The following is a 25327-nucleotide window of genomic DNA, read 5'->3' on the forward strand; positions in this document are numbered from 1 at the left end:
GTATTTATTATAACATTATCCAGATTAAATTATAGGATATATCAATTAAATTAGCACGCTTGTTTTTTATTTGTTTAGTGTGTATTAAAGGAAATTTTTAAGATTAATATCTTATTGTTTAATTACTTTTCATACATTTCCTTGGAAATATGTTACATATCTATGAGAAACCTTAGGTATTAAAATGAAAAATAATATTACAACAATTGATTTTTTATTGATATACTTATATAATTCTTCGTGAAGACTTATATAAATATATATTTTATATTATATTTTTGCATCGCAATAGATTAAAATTTGTATTTATTTAGTAACTAAAATAATATTAGGAAGTGGTATAGTGGAAGAACGTTTGCAAAAATTCATGGCAAGCTGTGGTGTTGCTTCACGTAGAAAATGTGAGGAGATAATTACTAGCGGAAGAGTAAAGGTAAATAATATCGAGGTAACAGAACTTGGACATAAAATTGATCCTGAAGAAGATAGTGTATGTGTAGATAATAAAATTATTAACATAGAAGAAAATAAGGTTTACATTGCATTAAACAAACCAGAAGGAGTAGTATCTACTGTAAAGGATGAAAAAGATAGGGAAACTATTCTAGATTTAGTTAAGGTAAAAGAAAGAATATATCCGATAGGTCGTTTAGATTATGATACATGCGGGCTAATTATATTAACAAATGATGGGGATATCTATAATAAAGTAATTCATCCTAGACAAGAAATCAATAAAATTTATTTAGCAATACTTGAAGGATGCCCATCCCAGGAAGAAATAGACAAGTTTTGTAACGGGATTGATATTGACGGATACATAACAGCACATGCAGATTTTGAAATAACTAAGAGAATTGGATTTAACTGCAGAGCTAAAATTACGATACATGAAGGAAAAAATCGCCAGATTAGGAAAATGTGTGATGTGATAGGCCATTCAGTTATTGCATTAAAGAGGATTTCTGTAGGTGATATTACACTCGGAAATATGGAGAAGGGATCATGGAGAAATTTAACCGAAGATGAAATAAAATATTTGAAGAATTTATAATTAAAAGATTCATTATTAATTATAAATAAAAGTGCTTTCTAGCTTTATATAACAAGAAACACAAAAGAATTATATAAAATGAACTATTCGTTGAAACTATGTTCAATAGATGATAAAATGAAATAAAAGCTTCATTTTATCATCTATTGAAATTTTTATTTCATTTAGTTGGAATTAACATAGAAAGGATTGAGTTGATTATGGAAAATAATAAACAAGATTTGATGAGATCTATTCAAATCAAGTTTCCACGTTTAAGTAAAGGTCAAAAACTGATAGCTGAGTATATCTTAAAACACTATGATAAAGCAGCATTCATGACAGCAGCTAAATTAGGTATTAGTGTAGGAGTAAGTGAATCAACTGTTGTAAGATTTGCCAATGAGCTTGGATTTAGTGGTTATCCAAAGCTACAAAAAGCACTTCAAGAATTAATTAAGAATAAGTTAACTACCGTACAAAGGATTGAATTATCAAACGACTTCATGACTCAAGAAAATGCATTAAAGGGTGTATTAAAAGCTGATATGGAAAACATTAGAGCGACTCTCGAAAAAATAAATCATCAAACTTTCGAGGATATAGTTAATTCACTATTTAAAGCTAGAAAAATATATATAATTGGACTTAGAAGCTCATCTGCATTAGCAGAATTTTTAGCTTTTTATCTAAATCTTATTTTAGATAATGTTAAGGTAGTTGCCTATGGTGTTAGTGACATATTTGAACAGATGCTTAATGTTGATGAAAAAGACATAGTGATTGGAATAGGATTTCCTAGGTATACCACAAGAACAATTGAAGCTTTAGCTTTCGCTAAAAGCAAAAACGCTAATGTTGTAGCAATTACAGATAGTTTATTATCTCCATTAGCAGCTAAAGCTGATTATACATTAATAGCACAAAGTAATATGGCTTCCTTTGTTGATTCTTTAGTAGCACCACTTAGTGTAATAAATGCATTAATTATTGCTGTAGGTTTAAGAGAAAAAGAAAAAATTTCAAGAACATTTTCTACTTTAGAGGACATATGGGAAGAATATCAAGTTTATTCTTTAAGGGATAGGGATGAAAGAGATTGATCTAAGATAAGTACATATAAATGTTTATTTTAAAGGATAGTTTAAACTTTTTACTCAAAGAAGAATTGTACATAGTATACAGAATCTAATAAATGTAAAGTAATTTGTTATTCTTATATACATTATAGTTGTAAAAATGTTTTAGAAGCTAATATTTCTGTGGATGTAATACTTCATACGATATGAGGCACAAGGAAGTTATTAATTCTTGAGTAAATAGTTCGAAGAGAATCCTTTATTGGGGGGGTTCTCTTTTAATTTTGTTTTTATAATGTAAAAAAACTATAATAATGCATGAATTGTTGCATTGATTTTAAAATAAGGTTGAATATATTAATGGATTATATTAAATTATAAGTAAATATTAAAAGGGAGTGATTTAGTGTCAAAAGTAATTATTATTGGAGGAGGACCATCAGGCATGATGGCAGCTGTTACGGCTTCATCAAAACACGATGTGGTACTCATTGAAAAAAATGAAAAGTTAGGAAGAAAGCTTTATATAACTGGTAAGGGTAGATGCAATATTACTAATGCTAAAGATATAGGTGATTTCTTTGAACATATACCATGCAATCCCCATTTTTTATATAGTTCTTTATATTCATTTACAAATGTTGATACAATGAATTTTTTTAAAGAATTTGGGGTTAATTTAAAAGTTGAAAGAGGGGATAGAGTATTTCCTGAATCAGATAAGTCTTCAGACATTATAAAAGTTTTTAATAATGAATTAAAAAATAAGAATGTCAAAGTACTATTGAATTCAAAAGTAAAAAAGTTAATTAGAGATAATCAGAAAGTTGTTGGAGTTGAACTTGCAGATGGAACTAATGTATTTGGCGATTATTTCATATTATGTACAGGTGGTTTATCATATCCACAAACTGGGTCATCTGGCGAAGGTCTAACTTATGCTCGTGTTTTAGGTCACAATATAATCAAACCTAAAGCTTCACTTGTACCAATTGTGGTTTATGAGGAGTGGGTTAAAGATTTACAAGGCCTTTCTTTAAAAAATGTAGAATTAAATATTATTAATAGTAAAAATAAGAGTATATACAAAGAATTTGGAGAAATGATTTTTACTCATTATGGAATTTCAGGACCCATAGTTTTAAGCGGCAGTAGCTTTGTAAAAGAAGGAGAGAACTTAAAGGCTTTAATAAATTTGAAACCGGCTTTAAGTGAAGTAGAACTTGATAAAAGAATTCGTAGTGATTTCTTAAAGTATGCAAACAAAGATTTTAAGAATTCATTGAATGATTTACTTCCAAGCAAACTAATAAATACCGTAATACAACTATCTAATATCGATGAAAATAAAAAAGTTAATTCTATTACTAAAGAAGAAAGAAAGATTTTAGTTAATTTACTTCAAAATTTACCGCTTAGCATTAAAGGTCTTCGTCCAATAGAAGAAGCAATTATAACTAGTGGGGGAGTGGATACTTTAGATATAGATGCATCTACAATGAAATCAAAGAAAATTGATAATCTTTATTTCGCAGGTGAAATGATAGATGTAGATGGATTTACAGGAGGTTATAATCTTCAGATAGCCTTATCAACAGGGTATTTAGCTGGAAATAATGTAGGGATAGAGTAAATTGTTAAAAGTGTAAATTTAATATATGAAGGGTGGATAATAATGGATATATCCGTTGCCATAGATGGGCCTGCAGGTGCAGGAAAAAGTACAATAGCGAAAATTATAGGTGAAAAATTCAATCTTATGTATATTAATACCGGAGCGATGTATAGAGCGGTTACGTTAAAGGCTATGAACGCAAATATAACAGAAAAGAATGTAGATGATTTAGTTAAACTAGTGGAGTCTCTAGAAATGCATTTTGAAGAGGAACGTTTATTTGTTAATAATGAAGATTTAACAGACATGATAAATATGCCTATTATAAGCAATAATGTTTCAAAGTATGCAACCGTCGCTGAAATAAGAGAAATTCTTGTTAAATTACAACAAAATATTGCCAAAAAGTTTAATGTTATTATGGACGGCAGAGATATTGGAACGGTAGTACTTAAAGATGCTACTTTTAAATTCTACTTAACTGCTAGTAATGATCAGAGAGCTAGAAGAAGATATGATGAATTACTTTCAAAGGCAATAGATGTTGATTATGATACTATCTTAAATGACATTATAAAAAGAGATTATATAGATACACACAGAGAGGTTAATCCATTAACAAAAGCAAAAGATGCTATAGAAATAGATTCTTCTGCCTTAAGTATTAACGGAGTAGTTGAAACTATATCAACATATATTAATTCAAATACTAAAAATATTCAGCATAGCCTTTAGTATATTATTTATTTAAGGACGTGAAAGAATGAAGATAATAACACTTGCAGATTCAGCAGGTTTTTGTTTTGGGGTAAAAAGAGCTGTAGATACAGCTCTAAAAATGAAACAGGAATATAATAATGAAATTTATACGCTAGGACCACTTATACATAATAATGATGTTGTAAGTTTTTTAAAAGATAACTTAATATATCCTATAGAACTTAATGAAATTTCTAATTTAAAAGATAATGATACACTTATAATAAGATCACATGGAGTATCTGAAGAAATATTAAATGAGTTAAATAAAACCAATCTTAATATAATAGATGCTACATGTCCACACGTAGGGAATATTCACAAGAAGGTAAAGGAACACTACGATTTAGGATATAATATAATTATTGTAGGAGATAAAAACCATCCTGAAGTTATCGGAATAAATGGATGGTGTAATAATTCTGCAGTTATCTTAAAGGATGATACTGAGTATCATCTTATTCCAAACAAAGTATGTGTAGTATCCCAAACAACAGAAAGACAAGCTACTTGGGAAAATGTATTAGGAAAAATTATAAAAACTAGTAAGGAAATTGTTGCATTCAATACTATTTGTAGTGCAACAGAAGTGAGGCAAAAATCTGCAGAAGAACTTTCAAAAAAAGTTGATGCAATGGTTGTAATTGGAGGACTTAATAGTTCCAATACTACAAAGCTTTATGAAATATGCAAAATCAATTGTGAAAACACAATATATGTAGAAAATATGTCAGCTATTCCAGATGAATTTATTAAAAATGAAAATGTAAAAAGTGTAGGAGTAACAGCAGGTGCTTCAACACCAGATTGGATTATTAAAGAGGTTATTACAAAAATGAGTTAATTATGCTTTAGAATAAAAATATACTAGCACCTATTAAATAAACATTTATAAAATGTTTATTTAATAGGTGCTTTTTTATAATTTTAAAATTATTAGGATTAAGGCGTTGCATAGGCCTAGTTTAATAATATGCTGTTTATTTGAATGTATATTATAAGCTATATGATTATATTTTTACTGATTATTGAATACTAAATAAACTTAAATAATATAATTTAATAGTACTATAATGGGGAGAGAGAAAATTGAAGGGTAATTCAATAATACTTGAGCGTTCTAAAGAAATTAGTAGTAAAGAGATGCAAATATTGATATCTGTAATTCATAAGTATAACTTAGAGTTAATAAGCGCTGAAAAAGTTAGAAATTCCTATATGATTATAACAAACAATGGAAAATTTTGTTTGAAAAGAAGAAAACACGGAAAAACTAGAATTAGAAACGAGTGTATTTTAACACAAGAGTTATTATTGAACGATTTTACAAATATAGCTAAATATTTCAAAACAAATGACGCATCTTTCTCGGTAAGCTATAAAAAGAGTATATATTTCTTAAAAGAATGGATAGAAGGATCTGAATGTGATTTAACAAATATTGATGAAGCTGTAAATTGTATAAAGCTCTTAGCACAATTTCATAATATATCAAAAAAAGTAGATCATAATAAAATTTATATATCAAAAAAAATAAAAAATTTGCCAAAGTCTTTTTCGCATAACTTAAGTAATATGGAAAAATTGGAAAGAATAATTGTTAGTAAAAGAATAAAAAACGAATTTGATATACTTTATTTAGAGAATGCTAATGATTTTTATTATAGGGGTATCGCGGCAATTGATATTCTAAATAAATCGCAATATTACAAATTATTAAAATCATCAATAGATAATAAATTAATCTGTCACAACAGCTTTTATTATCAGAACATAATTAAAAAGGATGGCAAGTACTTTATAATTGACCTTGACAGTATTTCAATAGATTTACAAATATGTGATTTAGGAAAACTTATTAGAAGATTGATGTTCAAAAAAGCTTATGTGTGGAATTTTTATTTTGCTAAAGCATTAATTGAAGCTTACAGTTCTATTAATAAATTAAGCAAAGAAGATTTAAATATAATCCTTGCATTAATAACATTTCCTTATAGTTTCTTTAAATTAGGCAGGAAAAGATACATTAAACATAAGAAATGGTCTGAAACTAAATATTTGCACAAACTTAGTAAAATAACAAAATATAATGAAATTCAACAAAAATTTTTTAATGATTATTCAGCTTACGTAAAAGAATATATCTGAATTTTAATAAGTTACTTGTAAAAGTATCGGCAATAGATTTATAATTAGATTTATATTACACTTATAAAAAAATTCGTCCCCAAAATAAGAAAAAATGGAGTAAGGCTAAATGTACAAATCAATAAGTTTAAGTTTAAAAAACATTGATAGTTTTAGAAAAATCAATAAATTTAATACTAATTTTAGTTCATCAAATAAAAATTTTTTTGAGCAGTATGATAATAGTAATATTATTCAAAGATTATTCTTGAGGAAAAATGTAAATTTATTACTGAAAGAAAATAATTATATAGGCTATATATGGTTTCAAAAGCATAATAAATATCACAGTTCTATTAATTCAATTAATGTATTTGGGAATAATAACTTAATGAATTTCTATAAGATATTAATTAGTTCTCTAACTAATAACGATTTAATAACTTATGAATGTGAAAACAATAAAATAAACATAGATATATTAAAAAAACTAGGGTTTAATAGAATTAAGGGATTCATGGAACTTGAAAAGGAATGCATCGAACACTTTAATATCTTTGTTCCTAAGAAAATTACTTTTTCTATAGTTGAAAAAAATAAAGATGAAAAAGCACGATGTTTAATACAAAATGAAATATTTAAAAACGATGATAGAATTCCTATAAATATAGAAGATATATATTATGATGAAGCACAGGAATATTATTTTGATAAGGGTGCAATATTTATTAAATGTGATAATATACTTGTAGGATATGGTCAAATTATAGTTGAAAATAATATAGCAAACATAGTGAATTTTGGAATAATAGAGAAATATAGAAAAGAAGGATATGGAAAGGTGCTTTTAAGATACTTGCTTGATATAGCGCTTGATAATGAATTTTCTAAAGTCTCACTAAGGGTAGACTCAAATAATATTATTGCTTTTAAATTATATCTTTCGATGGGTTTTAACGTAAAAAAAGAAATATATACTTGGCAAAAAACTAATGTATAAAAGTATAAAAGGAAATAGATGATGTGCCATCTATTTCCTTTTATATTTTTATACTTTAGTTAATGACATATATGTTTCAAGCGCTATTCCTAAGATTTCCATAGCATCTTTTAGCGCATCGGCATTTAAACAGTAGGATAATCTAATTTCATTTATGCCAAGTCCATGAGTTGCATAAAATCCTTCTGCGGGTGCAACCATAACTGTCTTATTGTTATAATTAAAATCTGTTAATAACCATTTTGCAAATTTTTCTCCATTTTCGATTGGAAGTTTAGCGATTACATAAAAAGCACCCTTTGGCTTTTCACAAACCACACCTGGTATTTTCGATAAGTATTTATGTAGAATATTTCTTCTTTCCTCGTATTCTTTTTTGACTTTTACAAAATATGATTTTGGAGTATTAATTAAATTAGCCGCAGCTAATTGTTCAATAGTAGGAACACATAATCTGGTTTGTCCTAACTTAAGAATTTCACTCATAAAGTCTTTATTTTTTGAGGCAACCAACCCAATTCTAGCACCACAGGCACTGTAACGTTTTGATATACTATCAACTAATATTATTTTATCTAGAGTATCTGTCATATAAAGGGCCGAGGTGTATTTTAAATCATCGTAAACAAATTCCCTATATACTTCATCAGCAATTAAGAATAATTCATTTTCGTTTACAATATCAGAAAGCATTCGTACTTCTGCTTCGGTATATACAACACCTGTTGGGTTTCCTGGGTTTGATACCAATATTGCTCTAGTTTTGCTGGTAATCTTACTTGTGATTTCTTCTTTAGCAGGTAAGTGAAAGCCATTTTCTGCTCTTGTAATAAATGGAACAATCTTAACCGATGCTACATCAGCAAATCCACTGTAATTTGTGTAAAATGGTTCAGGAACTATAATCTCATCGCCGGGGTCACAAATAGCCATAAGTGCAAACATAATAGCTTCTGAACCACCATTTGTTATCATAATTTCCTCTTTAGCAAAATCTATATCCCATTCTTTGTAATATTTTATAAAACTTTCAATTAAAGAATTTATACCTTGAGAATTACCATACTTAAGTACCTTATCCGTGTATTTGTTCATTCCTTCTGCAAATGTATAAGGAGTATGTATATCTGGTTGGCCTATATTAAGATGATATACACTAATGCCTCTTTTTTTAGCCTCATCAGCATAAGGAACCAGCTTACGAATTGGTGAAAATTGCATTGCTTGAATCCTGTTAGATAATTTCATAATGTTTCCCCCCATCATTAATCTAAAAACTAAGTAAATTCTTTTAATATAACTTCAACAGGCACAGATGATACTCTCATATCTACCATATTATTAAAATTACACGTACAGTAATAATTTCTTTCACCTATGCAATCATATTGTAAATGTTTATCTCTAATATTTTCTTCTTTTTTTGCATCATACATATAAATCACTCCTTTTAGATAGGTTATCCTAAAAGAAAGAATTTATTTTGAAATGTTTATTTTAAAATAAATATTAGTGATAGTTAATAGTAACATGTATATACGTATATTGTTCTTGATATTACAAAAAAATTATCTATTAATATTATAATATACCTGCTACATATATTTCAAGTAAATTAATTAAATGATTAAATATATCCAAATAGTAAAAATAACTTTAAAAAATCATGAAAATTATATATAATGATAGATAGTAATACTTTTTAATAAAGGAGAATGCACTAATGAATGAAATACTTAAATACTATATAGAAACATGGGGTTGTCAAATGAATGAGGAGGATTCCGAGAAATTATCTGGTATGCTAATACCGGTAGGATATAAAAGAACTACAGATAAGGGAAATGCTGACATAATTATATTTAATACTTGTTGTGTTAGAGAGAATGCAGAGCAAAAGGTTGATGGGAATATAGGTGCTTTAAAAACAATGAAGAAGGAAAATCCTAAGCTAATAATTGCGGTTATCGGATGTATGATGCAACAAGATGGTATGGCAAAACATATAATCACTAAGTTTCCATTTGTGGATATAATTATTGGAACACATAACGCTCATAAATTCCCAGAATACCTAAAAAGGATACAAGCAGGAAATTCATCTATCGTTGAAATATGGGATAAGGAAGAAACCATTATAGAAGGAATTCCAATTGACAGAGAAAATAATATAAAAGGATTTGTTACAATTATGTATGGCTGCAATAATTTCTGCACTTACTGCATAGTACCTTATGTACGAGGACGCGAGAGAAGTAGAAAACCAGAAGATATTATTAACGAAATAAGATCTATGGTTGCAAAAGGTTATAAAGAAATAACTTTACTTGGTCAAAATGTTAACTCTTATGGAAAAGGATTAAGTCCTGAAATAAATTTTTCACAGCTACTTATGAGAATTAATGATATTGAAAACTTAGAGAGAATAAGATTTTTAACATCTCATCCAAAGGATTTATCTAGTGACGTAATAGAGGTAATTGCTGAAGGAGATAAAATTTGTGAGCAAGTTCATTTACCAGTACAATCAGGTTCATCTAATATTCTAAATAAAATGAATAGACATTATGACAGAGAGAAATATTTAGAATTAGTTAAAAATATTAGAAATACAATACCTAATGTAGGATTAAGTACTGATATTATAGTGGGATTCCCTGGGGAAACAGAAGAAGATTTCGCAGAGACTCTAAGCCTTATGGAAGAGGTGAAATTTAATTTAGCTTTTACATACCTTTATTCTAAAAGAAAAGGAACTCCTGCAGATGAAATGCTAGAACAAGTACCAGATAAAGTTAAACATGAAAGATTTAATAGATTAGTTGAGGTTGTTAATAGAAACTGTGCAGAAAGAAATAAAGAATGTAGAGGCAAAATTGTAGAAGTGCTAGTAGAAGGTCATAGCAAAAATGATAAAAGTAAATTAACTGGTAGGACAAGAAATGGGAAAGTAGTAAATTTTGAGGGAAACAACAAAGCTATTGGAACTCTCGTGTCAGTTTTGATAACTGATGCACACTCTTTCTCACTTATTGGTGAAGAAATATTAGTTAGTATTTAATCTTTAGTAATTTAATTTCTGTGAGTAGACATTAATTAATATTTACTCACAGATAAAAGCAAGGTGGAATAAAAATGGCATTAACTCCAATGATGATACAATACTTTGAAATAAAAGAAACATGCAAGGACTGTATATTATTTTTTAGGTTAGGGGACTTTTATGAAATGTTCTTTACAGATGCAGAGGTTGCAGCAAAAGAACTTGAACTTGTACTTACAGGGCGTGACTGTGGACTTGAAAAAAGAGCGCCTATGTGTGGAATTCCTTATCATGCTGCAAATACCTATGTAGGTAGATTAATTGCAAAAGGATTTAAAGTTGCTATATGCGAACAAGTTGAAGATCCAGCACTAGCAAAAGGTATTGTTAAAAGAGATATTATTAAAATAATTACGCCTGGAACATATACTGATTCCAGTTTTTTAGAAGAAACTAAAAATAACTATATTATGAGTATTTATATAAACAATGAAATTAACTTTTGTGGAATGTGTTTTTGCGATGTATCAACTGGTGAATTTAGTTGCACAGAAACTAAAATTAACGTTGTTACCATACTAGATGAAATCTCAAAGTTTACTCCAAAAGAAATTATTATCTCGGATGTTATCTCTGAGGAAGTATTAAAGGCTATAAAAGAAAGATTTAATGTTTCTTATTCAGCTTACCCTAATGAATACTTTATTGTGAAAGATGATAGTTTAATAAATAACCAGTTTCATAATTTTTGTGAAAATACCTTTTCGCAAACTTTAATTAGAAGTATTTCAGGACTGCTTAGTTACATTATAGATACACAAAAAAATTCACTTTCTCATATTGATATTATAGAGTATTATGATATTTTAGATTATGTAAGTTTAGATGCAAATTCTAGGAGAAACTTAGAACTCACTGAAACTTTAAGAGATAAAACCAAGAAAGGTTCTTTGCTTTGGGTATTAGATAGAACAAATACGGCTATGGGAGCTAGAAGACTTCGTAAATGGTTAGATCAACCTTTAATAAATAAGAACTCAATAGAGGAAAGATTAGAGGCCGTAGAGGAACTTAAGAATAATACTGCCTTCCATGAAGATTTAAAAGATGTGCTGGTGGATATATATGATATAGAAAGACTTGTAGGAAAGATCTCTTCGAGGAATGTTAATGCAAAGGAACTAATTTCTTTAAAGAATTCTATTGAGAAAATACCTAAGGTTAAGGAAATTTTATCAGAGCTTAATAGCAAATTAATGAGAAGAATTTATTCGGATTTAGATGATTTATTAGACATATATAATACTTTAGATAATTCTATTATTGAAAGTCCATCTATTTCTATTAAAGAAGGGAACATTATAAAGGGTGGCTTTAATAGTGAAATAGATGAGCTAAGACTTGCAAAGGCTCATGGTAAACAGTGGATAGCTACTTTAGAAACTGATGAAAAAAGCATAACTGGGATAAAGTCACTAAAAGTAGGATACAATCGAGTATTCGGTTATTATATTGAAGTAACCAAATTAAACATACCTTTAATTCCAGAGGGCAGATATATAAGAAAACAAACTTTGTCTAATGCAGAAAGGTATATTACTCCTGAACTTAAAGAAATGGAAAACAAGATTTTAGGTGCAGACGAAAAATTAGTTAATTTAGAATATGATATATTTACAGGTATAAGAGAAGATATCGAAAAACATATAGAGCGAATGAAAAATACTGCAAAACTAATATCAGAAATTGATTGTTTGAGTTCCTTAAGTACAATAGCACTTGAAAATAATTATACTAAACCTAAGATGAATACAAAGGGTATTTTTAATATAAAAGGGGGAAGGCACCCTGTAGTTGAAAAGATGATGCCTACAAATACGTTTATTGAAAATGATACGTATATGGATGCAAAGGATAATCAACTTCTATTAATAACTGGACCTAATATGGCAGGTAAATCTACCTATATGCGTCAAGTAGCATTAATAACTATTATGGCTCAAATGGGAAGTTTTGTTCCTTGCTCAGATGCTGATATATCAATTTGTGATAAGGTGTTTACGAGAATAGGAGCATCTGACGATCTTGCCGCTGGTAAAAGTACCTTTATGGTAGAGATGTGGGAAGTATCTAATATATTAGAAAATGCAACTAATAAGAGTTTAGTTTTACTTGATGAGGTAGGTAGAGGAACAAGTACTTATGATGGACTTAGTATTGCTTGGTCAGTAATTGAGTATATTTGTAAAACTTCCAGTCTAAGGAGTAAAACATTATTTGCTACGCATTATCATGAGTTAACAAAACTTGAGGGTATGATAAAGGGTGTAAAAAATTATTCTGTAGCGGTAAAAAAAATTAAAAATGAAATAGTATTTCTAAGGAAAATTGTACCTGGTGGAGCCGATGAATCTTATGGAATAGAGGTTGCAAAATTAGCAGGACTACCCAAAAATGTAATTGACAGAGCAAATGAAATTTTAGCGTCACTAGAAAGTTTAAATAATACAACGGAAATTGACTTAATTAACAAGAAAATTAAAAATAATGCGGCCTATGATAATTCTAATGATAAAAAGAGTATTTCTAACATTCAGGAGAAAGAAACGGCTGTAACTTATGAATCTAACATGTTAGAAGATGAAGTAACTCAAATAAGCTTTACAGATATTGAAAAGGATAATATATTAAAAGAAATTAAAAATATAAATATTCTTAATCTAACACCTATGGATGGATTCAATAAGCTGTACGATTTAGTTGAAAGAGCTAAATTAATATAGGGGTAGCCAAGCGCCCATAGATATAACCAAGTTGCTATAAAAGTAGCAAAGGATGTGAGGTATTATGAGAATTAACATATTGGAGGTTGAAACTTCTAATAAAATTGCTGCAGGTGAGGTTGTAGAACGTCCATCATCTGTAGTAAAAGAGCTAGTTGAAAATAGTATAGATGCTGGTGCTAAAAACATCAACATAGAAATTCTCGATGGTGGTCAAACAAATATAAAGGTAATTGATGATGGCGTAGGAATTCATATAGATGATATAGAAAAAGCATTTTTGCCTCATGCCACTAGTAAGATAAAATGTGTTGAAGACATATATAAAATACATACTTTAGGTTTTAGAGGAGAAGCATTACCTAGTATAGCATCAGTATCTCGTACTATACTAAGTAGTAGGACCAAAGAATCCTCAATTGGTAAAGAAATATCTCAGTCCTCAGGGGAGATAACATATATAAATGAAATAGGATGTAATGTTGGTACAACAATAGAGGTTAAGGACTTATTTTTTAATGTCCCAGCAAGACAAAAGTTTTTAAAATCACCTCAAAGAGAATCAGCTTTAATATCAGACATTATTGGAAGACTTGCATTAGCTAACAATGAAATATCTTTTAAACTTTCAAATAATAACAAAAAGGTTTTTTCTACCTTTAGCTCTGAAAATCTTAGCGACACTATAAGGTATATATACGGCAAAGAGGTTGTTAATAACATCACAAGTTTTGAAGAGTATAATGACATTATGTCTGTTCACGGATATATTGGTAATGCAGATATAAGTCGGGGAAGTCGTAATAGGCAAAGTATATTTGTTAATAAAAGGTATATAAAAAGTGGTCTAATTACTGCAGCCGTTGAAAATGCATTTAAATCATTTTTGACTATTAACAAATTCCCATTCTTTGTTATATTTTTAGATATATTTCCTGAGTATATAGATATAAATGTTCACCCACAAAAAACGGAAATTAAATTCCAACAGGATAAAGCTATATTTAAGATTGTTTTTGATGCTGTGCATACAGCAATTGCTAATAGTTTAAGAGGCAATTTCGATATACCAGAGGAAGATAATAAAAACAATAGTGATAATGAAACCCAAAAACATACTTTAAGAAATGAAATTTATGACTTTAACAAGATAGTTATAGATGAAAAAGACAAAGCAGAAATAGAAAAGAATGTTCAAATTCCAATTGATTTTAAATATAAAACATTAAACAATGAAATAAATAATTTTATGGAAACACCTTATGAACATGCGGGTATCATAAATATTACAAATGATTCAAGTAGTAAAACTAATAATGAATTAGCTGATGGAAACTTAGGTAGAAATGCTAATGATAGCAATGTAACAAATAATAATTCGAGTAATGTCACACGGACTAATAATAATTCGAAATTCCCTGAATTAAGAATTATAGGTCAATTTAATAAAACCTATATAATAGGTGAAGTATATGATGAACTCTACCTAATTGACCAACATGCGGCCCATGAAAAAGTATTATTTGAGAAATTCAAAAAAGATATTATGAATTGCGAAGTCGTATCTCAAATTTTATTAGTACCAACTGTAATAGAGCTAAGCCAGGAAGATTACGCATACTACATTGAAAATGAAGCCGTTTTTAGTAATACTGGTTTTAATATCATTGAGTTTGGAGAAAATACAATAAGTATAAAAGAAGTACCAATAATTCTTGGAAAACCAGATATTAAAAATCTCTTTAATGATATATTAGATAATCTTAAAAACATGGGCACAGGTAAAACTGCGGAAATTAAATATAATAAGATAGCGTCCCTTGCTTGTAAAGCAGCTGTTAAAGCTAATAATCAGTTAACAGAATTAGAAATGATTAAATTAATTAACGATTTAAGATATATAGATGAACCGTTTACTTGTCCCCACGGAAGACCCACAATAATAAAAATAACACTTAATGAATTAGAAAAAAAATTTAAAAGAATACAATAGAAAAAGGTGGAAATATGAAAGATTTATTTATTTTAGCAGGTCCTACAGCGGTAGGCAAAACAGAAATTTCGATAAAACTTTCGCAAAAGCTAAATGGGGAGATTATATCAGCTGATTCAATGCAGATATATAAATATATGAATATTGGCTCTGCTAAGATCTCAAAACAAGAGATGAGGGGAGTTCCTCATCATCTAGTAGACATAATAGAACCAAGTGAAGAATTTAGCGTAGCTGAGTTTAAAGAAAGAGCTGAAAGTGCTATTGAAGAAATAACTAATAAAAATAAACTTCCAATGATAGTTGGTGGAACTGGTTTTTATATAAATTCTTTAATATATAATTATAGCTTTGCAGATACCAATAAAGATGAGATATATAGAGAATATCTTACGAAACTTGCAGATGAAAAAGGAAAAGAATATGTACACAATTTGCTAAAAGAGATTGATGAAGAAGCTTTTAACAAATTATATCCTAATGATTTAAAAAGAGTTATCAGAGCATTAGAAGTGTACAAAGTTAGTGGTAAGCCCATGAGTGGATTTTCACAAGAACAAAACATATTAGATATTCCTTATAATGTGCATTATTTTGTACTAAATATGGATAGGCAAAAATTATATAACAGAATAAATCGCCGCGTAGATATTATGATGGAACACAATTTAATTGATGAAGTTATAAAATTAAAAGAAATGGGCTATACTTCAGATATGCAGTCGATGAAAGGGATAGGATATAAAGAAATATTATATTATTTAAATGATGAAATATCCTTAACTGAGGCCGTGGAAATGATTAAACAAGGGAGCAGAAATTACGCTAAAAGGCAGCTCACTTGGTTTAGAAAAGATTCGAGAGTAAATTGGGTTAACAAAGATGAATTTAACAATGAAGATGAAATTGTAGAATATATTACAAGTCAATTATCTTCAAAAAAAATTAAAATAGTTTATTTTTAAACGAAATATTAACTTTGGAGGTGTATATATGAATAAACCTACTAATAATTTGCAGGATATATTTTTAAATGGAGCTAGAAAAAATAAAATACTAGTTACATTATATTTGGTAAATGGTTTTCAATTAAAGGGTAATGTAACAGGTTTTGATAGTTTTACGGTTGTACTAAATTGTGATGGGAAACAAATGATGATATACAAACATGCTATTTCTACTATATCTCCATTAAAACCGATTTTGTTAAACAATGATGAAATTTAAAATTTTATTATGTAACCTTTAGTAGTAATAGTAGTAATAGTAGTAATAGTAATATTATTTTGCACTATATTAAAAGGACACTTCATTAAATCGACAAGTAAATAGTAGCTGAGTAAATAGTAGAGCGAAGTTAATAATTTAAGGTCTAAAGTTAGAGTCAACTAGCTTGAGACTTTTTTTACGTAGGTTACAATATAATATAATTTTAAAAACCTCTCTATTTTAGGATTAAAAAAACTAAATTTATAACCTTTTAATAAAAGGTATTATAAAAATAAGAACTAGAGTATTTAGATAAATACTCTAGTTCTATGATATACTAATAAATTAATGTGTGTAGGATTAATAGTTACTAGGCCACAGAAAATGAAGGGTGTTATCTAAGAATTTGTTAATTTAGAAAATAAACTGCTTAATTATATCTTATTAGATATAGTTAAAAAAAATATGAAAGAGGTATATGATGATTAATGAAAAAAATATTAAAACTTTAGGAACACATAGCGGAAAATTTCATGCAGATGATGTTATGGCAACGTCTATACTTAGGCTATTACTAGGTGATGTAACGGTAACAAGAACAAGGGATGAAGATGTCCTTAGCAAATTAGATTTTGTATATGATATATCTTTTGGAGAATTTGACCATCATCAATTAGACAAAGAAATAAGAGAAAATGATATTCCGTATGCAGCTTGTGGTTTAGTTTGGAGAGAGTTTGGGTCAAGAGTAATTCAAAAGTTTAATTCTCAATTTGATGAAATTGATATAACTTCAATTTTCGATTATGTTGATAAAAATTTAGTGCAGGGAATAGACGCTACAGATAATGGCGTAGATATAAAATCAGAAATTAAAGTAACTTCAATTAGTGATATTATTCAAAGTTTTAATCCTACATGGGATTCTGATGATTCTAAAGATGATGCCTTTGAAGAAGCTGTTGGATGCGCAAATCAGGTTATAAAAAGAATAATAAGTAGACAAGTCTCCGTTGTAAATGCAAAGACAATAGTAGATGACGCTTTTCAAAATAGAAAAATTAATGAAATAATGGTTTTAAAAAAAGGTTGCCCATGGCTTCAACAGTTACTTAAAATAGATATAAATAATGAGGTATTGTTTGTTATTTCACCAGATGATAATAATGTAGAGTATAAGATTCTGACTGTAAAGAAAACAGTTGGTACTTTTGAAGCGAGAAGGGATATATTAGAATCAATTAGAGGAAAATCAAGGGAAGAAATAAATGCTATAATAAAAATAGACGACGCTGTATTTTGTCACAAAGCGGGGTTTATAGCATCAACTATAAGCATGGAGAGTGCTTTGAAAATAGCGAATCTATCAATTTAAAACTTAATTAACAGATAAATATATACAATATTCAATTCTGAATATAACATGTATTGTTTATTAAATACAACTCTTCATAGTTATGTTAATTCTAAGAAGTATCTCAAAACGAACCCGTTGATAGTTGCCGACGGGTTTATTTTTTATATTTAAGTTAGTTAATGGATTAATAAAACTTTAAAAATGTAATAATTAAGGGATAAGAATAACTTTTTTAAAACAGCTAAGCATGTAAACGATTTTATAGTAGTGAAATGAATAATATGTAAGTTTATTTTCGGAATCACATTATAAACACTTGACTTAATGGTAAAGAAAAAGTAATATAAATTGCAATTAAACAAATATAAATAGGTAGTTATGACTAATTAATTAAATAAACGATTCAATTTTAAAACATTATCGATGAATATGAGCTATAATCCAGACCTAATTGTTTTTAAAAGTGAATAATTATATTTAACACATTCATTTTTTACCGAAATGAAGAATATTATTATATAATATTATTTATAAGTTAAATGATTTAATTATATTATTTTATTTCATTTTTAATTTGATTTTGATAAACACTATATTAAATAATATTGCTAAATGATTATATATATAAGAAAGACTTTTAATGAGCTAAGTAGAAATTTACGTAAAAGGTGGTATTGTAATTTATTTAAAAAATGATTTATAAAATGGAGGTTAGTAATATGTTAACTTGTAACAAAGAAAGAATACAAAACAAAATTGAAACGTTTTCCACATTCGGCGATGCCGGACATGGAGGTATCACAAGATTTTCATTGTCGGAAGAAGCACTCAATGCAAGAACAGAGTTCGTTAAGAGAATGAGGGAAGTTGGTGTTGAAACCGTAACTGATGACATGGCGAATATGTATGCAACTCTTCATGGAACAGAAGCTAATCTTCCTAGTATTGTAATGGCATCACATTGTGATTCTGTTAGGAATGGTGGTAATTACGATGGCATCCTGGGAGTTATAACAGCAATGGAAGTAGTTGAAACGATTGCTACAGAAAAGATTCCTCATAGGCATCCAATTACAGCTATGATCTGGACTAATGAAGAAGGTTCACTTTATGCACCTGCAATGATGTCCTCGGGTGTTGTTTGCGGTAAGTTTGAGAAGGCTAAGATGCTCGCTTCAAAGAGTCCTGAAGGAAAGACCTTTGGTGAAGCTTTAAAGCAGAGTGGATATGTAGGAGACGAAGCGAACAGACTCACTCCTAAAGATTATATGGCAATGCTCGAGCTGCACATTGAACAAGGTCCTGTACTTGAAGCTGAAAAGAAGCAAATTGGCGTTGTAGAGGGAGTTGTAGGAATGGTTAACTACAGAATTAGGACTTATGGACAGTCTGACCACGCCGGAACGACGCCAATGCCATACAGAAAAGATGCCCTTTTAGCTGCAGCCTCTGCTCTTAAGTATTTACATGCAGAACTTGATAAGCTTGATAGTGACCTTGTATACACAACAGGAGAAATACTTTGCCATCCATGTGTACATACTGTTATTCCTGACTTCGTTGATTTTTCATTAGATGCAAGACATCAGAATCCAGAAGTCATTAAACAGGTTGTTAAAATAATCAAGAACATGCCTAAGGAATTTGATAAGTGCGAAGTGAAGTATGAGGAAGCATGGGCACGTAGTACAATTGAATTCAATGAAGAATTAGTGAGTTTAGTTCAGAAGAGTGCAGATGCATATGGTTATACAAGTAAAAGAATGTACAGTGGTGCAGGACATGATGCACAGTATGTTGCTAACTTAATGCCTACCACTATGATATTCGTTCCAAGTAAAGATGGACACAGTCATTGTGAACCGGAATTCACATCTGTTGACGAGTGCTTGCGAGGCATAAACGTAGTTCTACAGACAGTTTTGGAAATCGATAAGAATTAGGAATATACCAGCCCCAATGGGGCTCATTAGCCTATGTTCGGAAGAAAATATTAAGAAAGAACTCAATATTAATGCCATTATATATGGTTATGATGCCATTTCTTATAATAGCGGCTTACTATGCAGTTAATAATTTTAAAGGTATTGCTAATCCCGATAATGCTCTGCTTACGGTAGCTATTAATACTCTACCAGGCTGGGCAGTAGGTTTAATTGCAGGTGGCGGTGCACTAACTGCAATTTTGGTTATGTCTTTTGTGGCTCTTACTGTTGGTGGGTTGTTCTCGAAAAATATTCTTGGAGTATTAAAACCTGACATAAGTGAAGGATCAATGACTTTATGGACACGTATTATAACTGGAATATTCTTAGTTAGTAGTGCTTTTTTATCATTATATTACCCAATGCTTATGTTAGGAGTTGTAGCACTTTCATACTCTGGACTAACACAAGCTTTCGTTTCGGTGATTTTTGCATTTACATGGAAAAGGGCAACGAAATGGGGAATTTTATCTGGGCTAGTTGTAAGTGTAGTTTCATTATTTTTTATGACTACACTTCCTTATGGAGTAAGTAAAGGTTTTGTGGCATTAATAATTAATTTTGCAATAACTATTATTGTTAGCTTACTTACAAAACCAGATGACGAAACAATACTACGATATGAACAGTTGACAAATAATGAATTGGTTAAATCCAATTCTACAGTTAATTAGGAATTCCTATTGTTAGTCAGTACTTTAGCTTCTGTAACACAAAAACATCAATTTCATTGGTATTCACATTAGTTTAAAAGGGTATTATATAATACTGAGAAAATCAATATCAGCAAAGAACCCCTTACTAAGTAATTAGTTTAGGATTTTCTGTTAATATTGATTTATTTTATTTAGATTTTCAGAGAATATAAAACATGCAGAAGGTAATTAGAAAATAGAAAGAAGCAGTTGGAAATGCATTTTAAGCACTATTATTGTTCTTAACAACACTTTGACAAAAAAAAAAATGTCATAATACTTGACAAATTATTTTTTGTCAAGTATTATTGTAAATATAAGGAATGTAGGAGGTGCTAATTATGAAAATTACAACAGGGCAAGCTGCGCGAGGAGAAAATTTTTTTAAAAGGCCTATTTTAATAAATAAATTATGGAGAAAAATTGATTCAGAAAGTAGCATTATAATTTCAGCGCCAAGAAGGGTTGGGAAAACATCTTTAATGAGGTACATAGAAGATAACCCAAAGGATAAATACTATATAGTCTATGTTATTACTGAGTCAGTATATAACGAAAATATGTATTATAAGGATATTGTAAAGGCTATTTTAAATTGTGATTCAATAAAGAAAAGAGACAAAGTAATAAATTCAATTAAAGATTTAGCTAAAAACATTTTCAAAAGCATTGATGAGGTAGGCATAGATTCCGTTAAGCTTAGTAAAAATATTGAGTTGAATTACTTTGAAAAGTTTATAGAAATTATGAGATTTATTGATTTAGAAGGGCACAAATTAATTATTATGATAGATGAATTCGCTCAAGCAATAGAAAACATTCAACAAAGGCAAGGTACTACGTATGCAGTTCATCTTCTTCAAAGTAATAGATCATTAAGACAAAATAGTGATATAAATAATAAATTTCAATTCATATATACCGGTTCCATAAGCTTAGAGGGCATTGCAAGACGAATGGATTCTTCAAAGTTTATAAATGATCTGGATATATTAAAAGTAACTCCACTAAGTGAAGCAGAAGGGAAAAGCCTTATAAATGAATTACTTAAAGGGCTTGATTTTACAATGGATGATGATACTATAAAACATATGCTTAATGAAATTAAGTGGTTAATTCCTTTTTATATTCAACTTGCTATGGATAAAATTCAGGATATTTATGATGAAAAGAACATACGTTTTATATATAGTGAATCAGTTGATATAGCAATTAAATGTATGATAGAAGAAAATAATAAATTTAGCAGCTGGCATGAAAGGCTTAAGGTGTACAAAAATGATGACTATAAGTTCATTATAGAAGTATTAAACATAATATCTATAACAGCTGCTAAGGAGATAACCTATAATGAAATACATGATTTAGCTGTGAGATATAAGCTTAAAGAAACCTATAAAAATCTCTTAAATACTCTTATAGACGATGGATATATAAATAATGATGATAATAAAAAAATATATACATTTACTTCTCCTATATTAAGAATGTGGTGGTGTAAAAAAAATGCAAACTAGTAGTTTAAGTCTTTATAATCCCAATAATCTAACACAGGAAGAATTAGTTGATAGATTTGTAATAAGAAAAAAAGAATTTGAAAAAATTTTTAAGGATATAAAAAATTCTGATATGAAATATCCAGAGCAGCATTATATTATAGAGGGTCAAAGAGGGTTCGGTAAAACAACCTTGTTAAAAAGATTATACTTTGAAATAAAAGGAGATAAGGAATTAAAAACAAGTATCATTCCTATTATATTCCCGGAGGAACAGTACAATATACGTAGACTATTTAAACTTTGGGAAGAAACGGCAGAGCATCTTGAAATGGAAAACGTTGAATTTAAAGGGCTTTATGATGAGATGGATAAATATTCAGAGTGCGATGACTACGAAGATATATGCTTTAAAATCCTTGAGGGAAAACTTAAAGAAAAAAATAAAAAGTTAATACTTTTAATAGACAGTATTGAAGGTATTTTAAAGAAATTCAAGACTTATGAGCAGCAAAAACTTAGAGAAATTCTCTTAACTTCTGCAGAAATTCGAATTATAGGTGCATCTTCAGATGTTTCAGAATTTACTTTTGATTATAATAAGCCCTTCTATGACTTCTTTAAGCTGATAAAATTAAAAGGCTTAAACTTAGAAGAAACTAACGAATTTCTTGAAAAGTTAGGTGGGATTTTTAATAAGAAAGATATAAATGAGATACTTAAAAGTAATAAAGGGAAAATAGAGGCCTTAAGGCGGTTAACAGGTGGGGTGCCAAGAATCATGGCATTGCTTTTCGATATTTTTAATGACGACAAGGGACCTGAATTCAAAGAATTAGATACATTATTAGATAGAGTAACACCTCTTTATAAATACACAATGGATTGGTTATCGCCAGTGCAACAAGAAATTATTGATATTATAGCGCTAAGATGGGATGCTACAACGACAAAAGAAGTAGCAGACAAAATAAGGATGCAAAGTAAAAAAGTATCTGCTCAGTTAAATCAATTAGAAAAAAACGGAGTAATAAATAAAATTCCTGTAAATAAAAAAAACTACATGTACCAAATCAAAGAACGATTTTTTAACATATGGTATCTGATGAGGTTTGGAGGAGACAAAGAAAAACATCAGGTGCAATGGCTTGTGAATTTTTTTGAAAACTGGTGCAGCAGAGAAGAACTAATTAACAAAAGCGAAAATAAAGAACAAGATTTATATTCTGTTAAAAAAAACTTTGATAAACAAAGTAATGATTTTAACACTATTTATGTTTTATCGAAAACATTACTTTGGAACGGTCTAATAGAAGAATCCTTAGAAAAGGCTCATTTGTTTTTACAAGTAGATAATAATACAGATAAATATAATAAGGCTATCAATGAGTATTTAATATTTTTAATGGCTAAAAAACAATATAACTCCTTATTTAAACTGTTTGATGAAAATGAATTTAGGCTAAGGGATAAATTTAAGCCTACTTATTATGCGTTAATGTACTTTATGAAAAATCAAAATGAAAAATTTGAAATTGAGTTTAAAAAAGTGGGTGAAGAATTAAAGGAAACTGTTGAAGAGATTATTGAAGAAGTTAATAAAATTAGTAAAAAAGAGACAATTAAATAATCAATACTATACTAAAATGTTCTACATTGGTATTATATATGTTACTATTACAAAGGTAGTTAAATAAAATAGCTAGATAGTAGGATAGTCAATTCTATTAATTTGGCTTAGATGTAGATTAAAATACATAATACAAAGGGGAACTGGAATAATGCTCGATATAACAAAAGAATACCTTCAAAAGAAGTATAAGATAAGTCCGAAAACGCTAGGACTCTATGATATAGCAATACAAGATGTGCAAGGGGAGTTTAATAAGCTTGATGAGATAAGAGAGTTTAATCAACTTAAAGTTTTGACTGCACTTCAAGATGAACGAATCAGTGAATCTCATTTTACAAACTCTTCTGGATATGGTTATGGTGATATAGGACGAGATTCATTAGATAAAGTTTACGCAAGAATTTTCAATTGTGAGAGTGCACTTGTTAGGCCACATTTTGTAAATGGAACTCACGCAATTGGGGCAGCATTGTTTGGTAATTTAAGACCTAATGATACCATGCTTTCTGTATGTGGAACGCCATACGATACGCTTCATAACATAATAGGTATAAGTAATTCAAAAGATATAGGTTCTTTAAAAGATTATGGCGTAAAATATACACAATTAGAATTAAATGATAAATCTAAAGTTGATATTGACCTAATGAAAAAGACATTGATAGCGGATAAATCAATAAAGTTACTTCATATACAAAGATCTACTGGGTATGGGTGGAGAAATGCTTTATTAATTTGTGAGATAGAAGAGATTATAAAAGCTGCAAAAGATATAAATCCAAATGTGATTTGTTTTGTAGATAACTGTTATGGAGAATTTATTGAAACTACGGAGCCGACAGATGTGGGTGCAGACTTAGTTGCTGGTTCACTAATAAAAAATATTGGTGGTGGAATTGCACCTACTGGCGGATATATAGCAGGTAAAGAAGAATATGTACTTCAAGCTTCGTATAGATTAACAATTCCAGGCATAGGTGGAGAATGCGGTTCTACATTTGGAGTTATGCGTTCGTTATATCAAGGACTATTCCTAGCACCACATGTTACTATGGAGGCATTAAAGGGTGCTATTTTTTGTGCAAGGATTATGGAGCTTGCAGGCTTTGAAGTTCTTCCTAAATACACTGATAAAAGAAGCGATATAATTCAAGCTATAAAATTTGGTGATAAGGAAATGCTAATTAATTTCATTAAGGGTATACAAGCAGGGTCACCAATTGATTCTTTTGTTGAATGCGAGCCATGGGATATGCCAGGATATGAAGATAAGGTTATAATGGCAGCCGGTGCATTTATTCAAGGTTCATCTATAGAACTATCTGCTGATGCTCCAATAAGAGAGCCATATATAGCATATTTACAGGGTGGGTTAACTTTTGATCATGCTAAAATCGGAATACTAATAGCTCTTTCAAAAGTTATATAAATTTATGTGAACATTAATGCAAAATTATTTTATTTAATATATGTTTTAGTTATATAAGAGTGTATAATAGCAAAAAAAGACTGCAAATGAT

19 protein-coding genes and 1 pseudogene are annotated in these 25327 nt (G+C 29.0%); 18 read left to right on the forward strand and 2 right to left on the reverse strand.

The genetic code is table 11. The features are described from left to right. Positions 1–343: 343 nt before the first annotated feature. The 7 genes and pseudogenes from LGK95_RS00980 to LGK95_RS01010 all read left to right on the forward strand — a co-directional run bounded on the left by LGK95_RS00980 (position 344) and on the right by LGK95_RS01010 (position 7613). Positions 344–1054: a pseudouridine synthase gene (locus LGK95_RS00980; protein ID WP_226121236.1), complete on the forward strand. Its 711-nt coding sequence runs from the start codon at positions 344–346 to the stop codon at positions 1052–1054. A gap of 200 nt (positions 1055–1254) precedes the next feature. Further along, positions 1255–2136 (forward strand): MurR/RpiR family transcriptional regulator, encoded by an 882-nt coding sequence (locus LGK95_RS00985; protein ID WP_226121238.1) that lies wholly within the window; start codon positions 1255–1257, stop codon positions 2134–2136. Between the two features lie 382 nt (positions 2137–2518). Further along, a complete protein-coding gene (locus LGK95_RS00990) occupies positions 2519–3745 on the forward strand; it encodes a BaiN/RdsA family NAD(P)/FAD-dependent oxidoreductase (protein WP_226121240.1) in 1227 nt (408 codons plus the stop codon). 42 nt (positions 3746–3787) lie between these two features. After that, positions 3788–4462, forward strand: a complete 675-nt coding sequence (gene cmk / locus LGK95_RS00995) for a (d)CMP kinase (protein ID WP_226121242.1) — start codon at positions 3788–3790, stop codon at positions 4460–4462. Positions 4463–4490: 28 nt separating this feature from the next. After that, positions 4491–5327 (forward strand): annotated as a pseudogene (locus LGK95_RS01000) (4-hydroxy-3-methylbut-2-enyl diphosphate reductase); the annotation flags it as partial. Positions 5328–5575: 248 nt separating this feature from the next. Then, positions 5576–6634, forward strand: a complete 1059-nt coding sequence (locus LGK95_RS01005) for a CotS family spore coat protein (protein WP_226121244.1) — start codon at positions 5576–5578, stop codon at positions 6632–6634. Positions 6635–6743: 109 nt separating this feature from the next. Next, positions 6744–7613: a GNAT family N-acetyltransferase gene (locus LGK95_RS01010; protein ID WP_226121246.1), complete on the forward strand. Its 870-nt coding sequence runs from the start codon at positions 6744–6746 to the stop codon at positions 7611–7613. Between the two features lie 48 nt (positions 7614–7661). Here the strand turns inward: LGK95_RS01010 and LGK95_RS01015 are convergent, their stop codons facing one another. Both LGK95_RS01015 and LGK95_RS01020 read right to left on the reverse strand, forming a co-directional pair. Continuing rightward, entirely contained in the window at positions 7662–8861 is a 1200-nt protein-coding gene (locus tag LGK95_RS01015) for a pyridoxal phosphate-dependent aminotransferase (protein WP_226121248.1), read from the reverse strand. Between the two features lie 29 nt (positions 8862–8890). Further along, positions 8891–9049 (reverse strand): hypothetical protein, encoded by a 159-nt coding sequence (locus tag LGK95_RS01020; protein WP_226121250.1) that lies wholly within the window; start codon positions 9047–9049, stop codon positions 8891–8893. Positions 9050–9336: 287 nt separating this feature from the next. On the opposite strand from LGK95_RS01020, the gene miaB reads away from it, so the two are divergent. The 11 genes from miaB (at position 9337) to LGK95_RS01075 (ending at position 25236) form a co-directional block, all read left to right on the forward strand. After that, a complete protein-coding gene (miaB, locus tag LGK95_RS01025) occupies positions 9337–10674 on the forward strand; it encodes a tRNA (N6-isopentenyl adenosine(37)-C2)-methylthiotransferase MiaB (protein WP_226121252.1) in 1338 nt (445 codons plus the stop codon). Between the two features lie 74 nt (positions 10675–10748). Then, complete coding sequence (gene mutS, locus LGK95_RS01030) at positions 10749–13439, forward strand: DNA mismatch repair protein MutS (RefSeq protein WP_226121254.1); 2691 nt, start codon at positions 10749–10751, stop codon at positions 13437–13439. Between the two features lie 64 nt (positions 13440–13503). After that, positions 13504–15432, forward strand: coding sequence for a DNA mismatch repair endonuclease MutL (gene mutL / locus LGK95_RS01035; RefSeq protein WP_226121256.1), 1929 nt, complete (start codon positions 13504–13506; stop codon positions 15430–15432). Between the two features lie 14 nt (positions 15433–15446). Then, positions 15447–16397 (forward strand): tRNA (adenosine(37)-N6)-dimethylallyltransferase MiaA, encoded by a 951-nt coding sequence (miaA, locus tag LGK95_RS01040; RefSeq protein WP_226121258.1) that lies wholly within the window; start codon positions 15447–15449, stop codon positions 16395–16397. Between the two features lie 28 nt (positions 16398–16425). Beyond that, positions 16426–16659, forward strand: a complete 234-nt coding sequence (gene hfq / locus LGK95_RS01045) for an RNA chaperone Hfq (RefSeq protein ID WP_226121260.1) — start codon at positions 16426–16428, stop codon at positions 16657–16659. 463 nt (positions 16660–17122) lie between these two features. Next, complete coding sequence (locus LGK95_RS01050; protein WP_226121262.1) at positions 17123–18016, forward strand: MYG1 family protein; 894 nt, start codon at positions 17123–17125, stop codon at positions 18014–18016. A gap of 701 nt (positions 18017–18717) precedes the next feature. Then, positions 18718–19941, forward strand: a complete 1224-nt coding sequence (locus LGK95_RS01055; RefSeq protein ID WP_226121264.1) for a Zn-dependent hydrolase — start codon at positions 18718–18720, stop codon at positions 19939–19941. 71 nt (positions 19942–20012) lie between these two features. Then, complete coding sequence (locus LGK95_RS01060) at positions 20013–20657, forward strand: SLC5/6 family protein (protein ID WP_226121267.1); 645 nt, start codon at positions 20013–20015, stop codon at positions 20655–20657. Between the two features lie 362 nt (positions 20658–21019). After that, positions 21020–22195 (forward strand): ATP-binding protein, encoded by a 1176-nt coding sequence (locus LGK95_RS01065; RefSeq protein WP_226121269.1) that lies wholly within the window; start codon positions 21020–21022, stop codon positions 22193–22195. Then, a complete protein-coding gene (locus LGK95_RS01070; RefSeq protein WP_226121271.1) occupies positions 22185–23804 on the forward strand; it encodes an ORC-CDC6 family AAA ATPase in 1620 nt (539 codons plus the stop codon). Before LGK95_RS01065 ends, LGK95_RS01070 begins: the two co-directional genes overlap by 11 nt. 151 nt (positions 23805–23955) lie before the next feature. Then, a complete protein-coding gene (locus LGK95_RS01075) occupies positions 23956–25236 on the forward strand; it encodes a methionine gamma-lyase family protein (protein ID WP_226121273.1) in 1281 nt (426 codons plus the stop codon). Positions 25237–25327: the final 91 nt, after the last annotated feature.

Origin of the sequence: Clostridium algoriphilum (assembly GCF_020443705.1) — a bacterium.
GTDB classification, from domain to species: Bacteria; Bacillota; Clostridia; order Clostridiales; family Clostridiaceae; genus Clostridium_AD; species Clostridium_AD algoriphilum.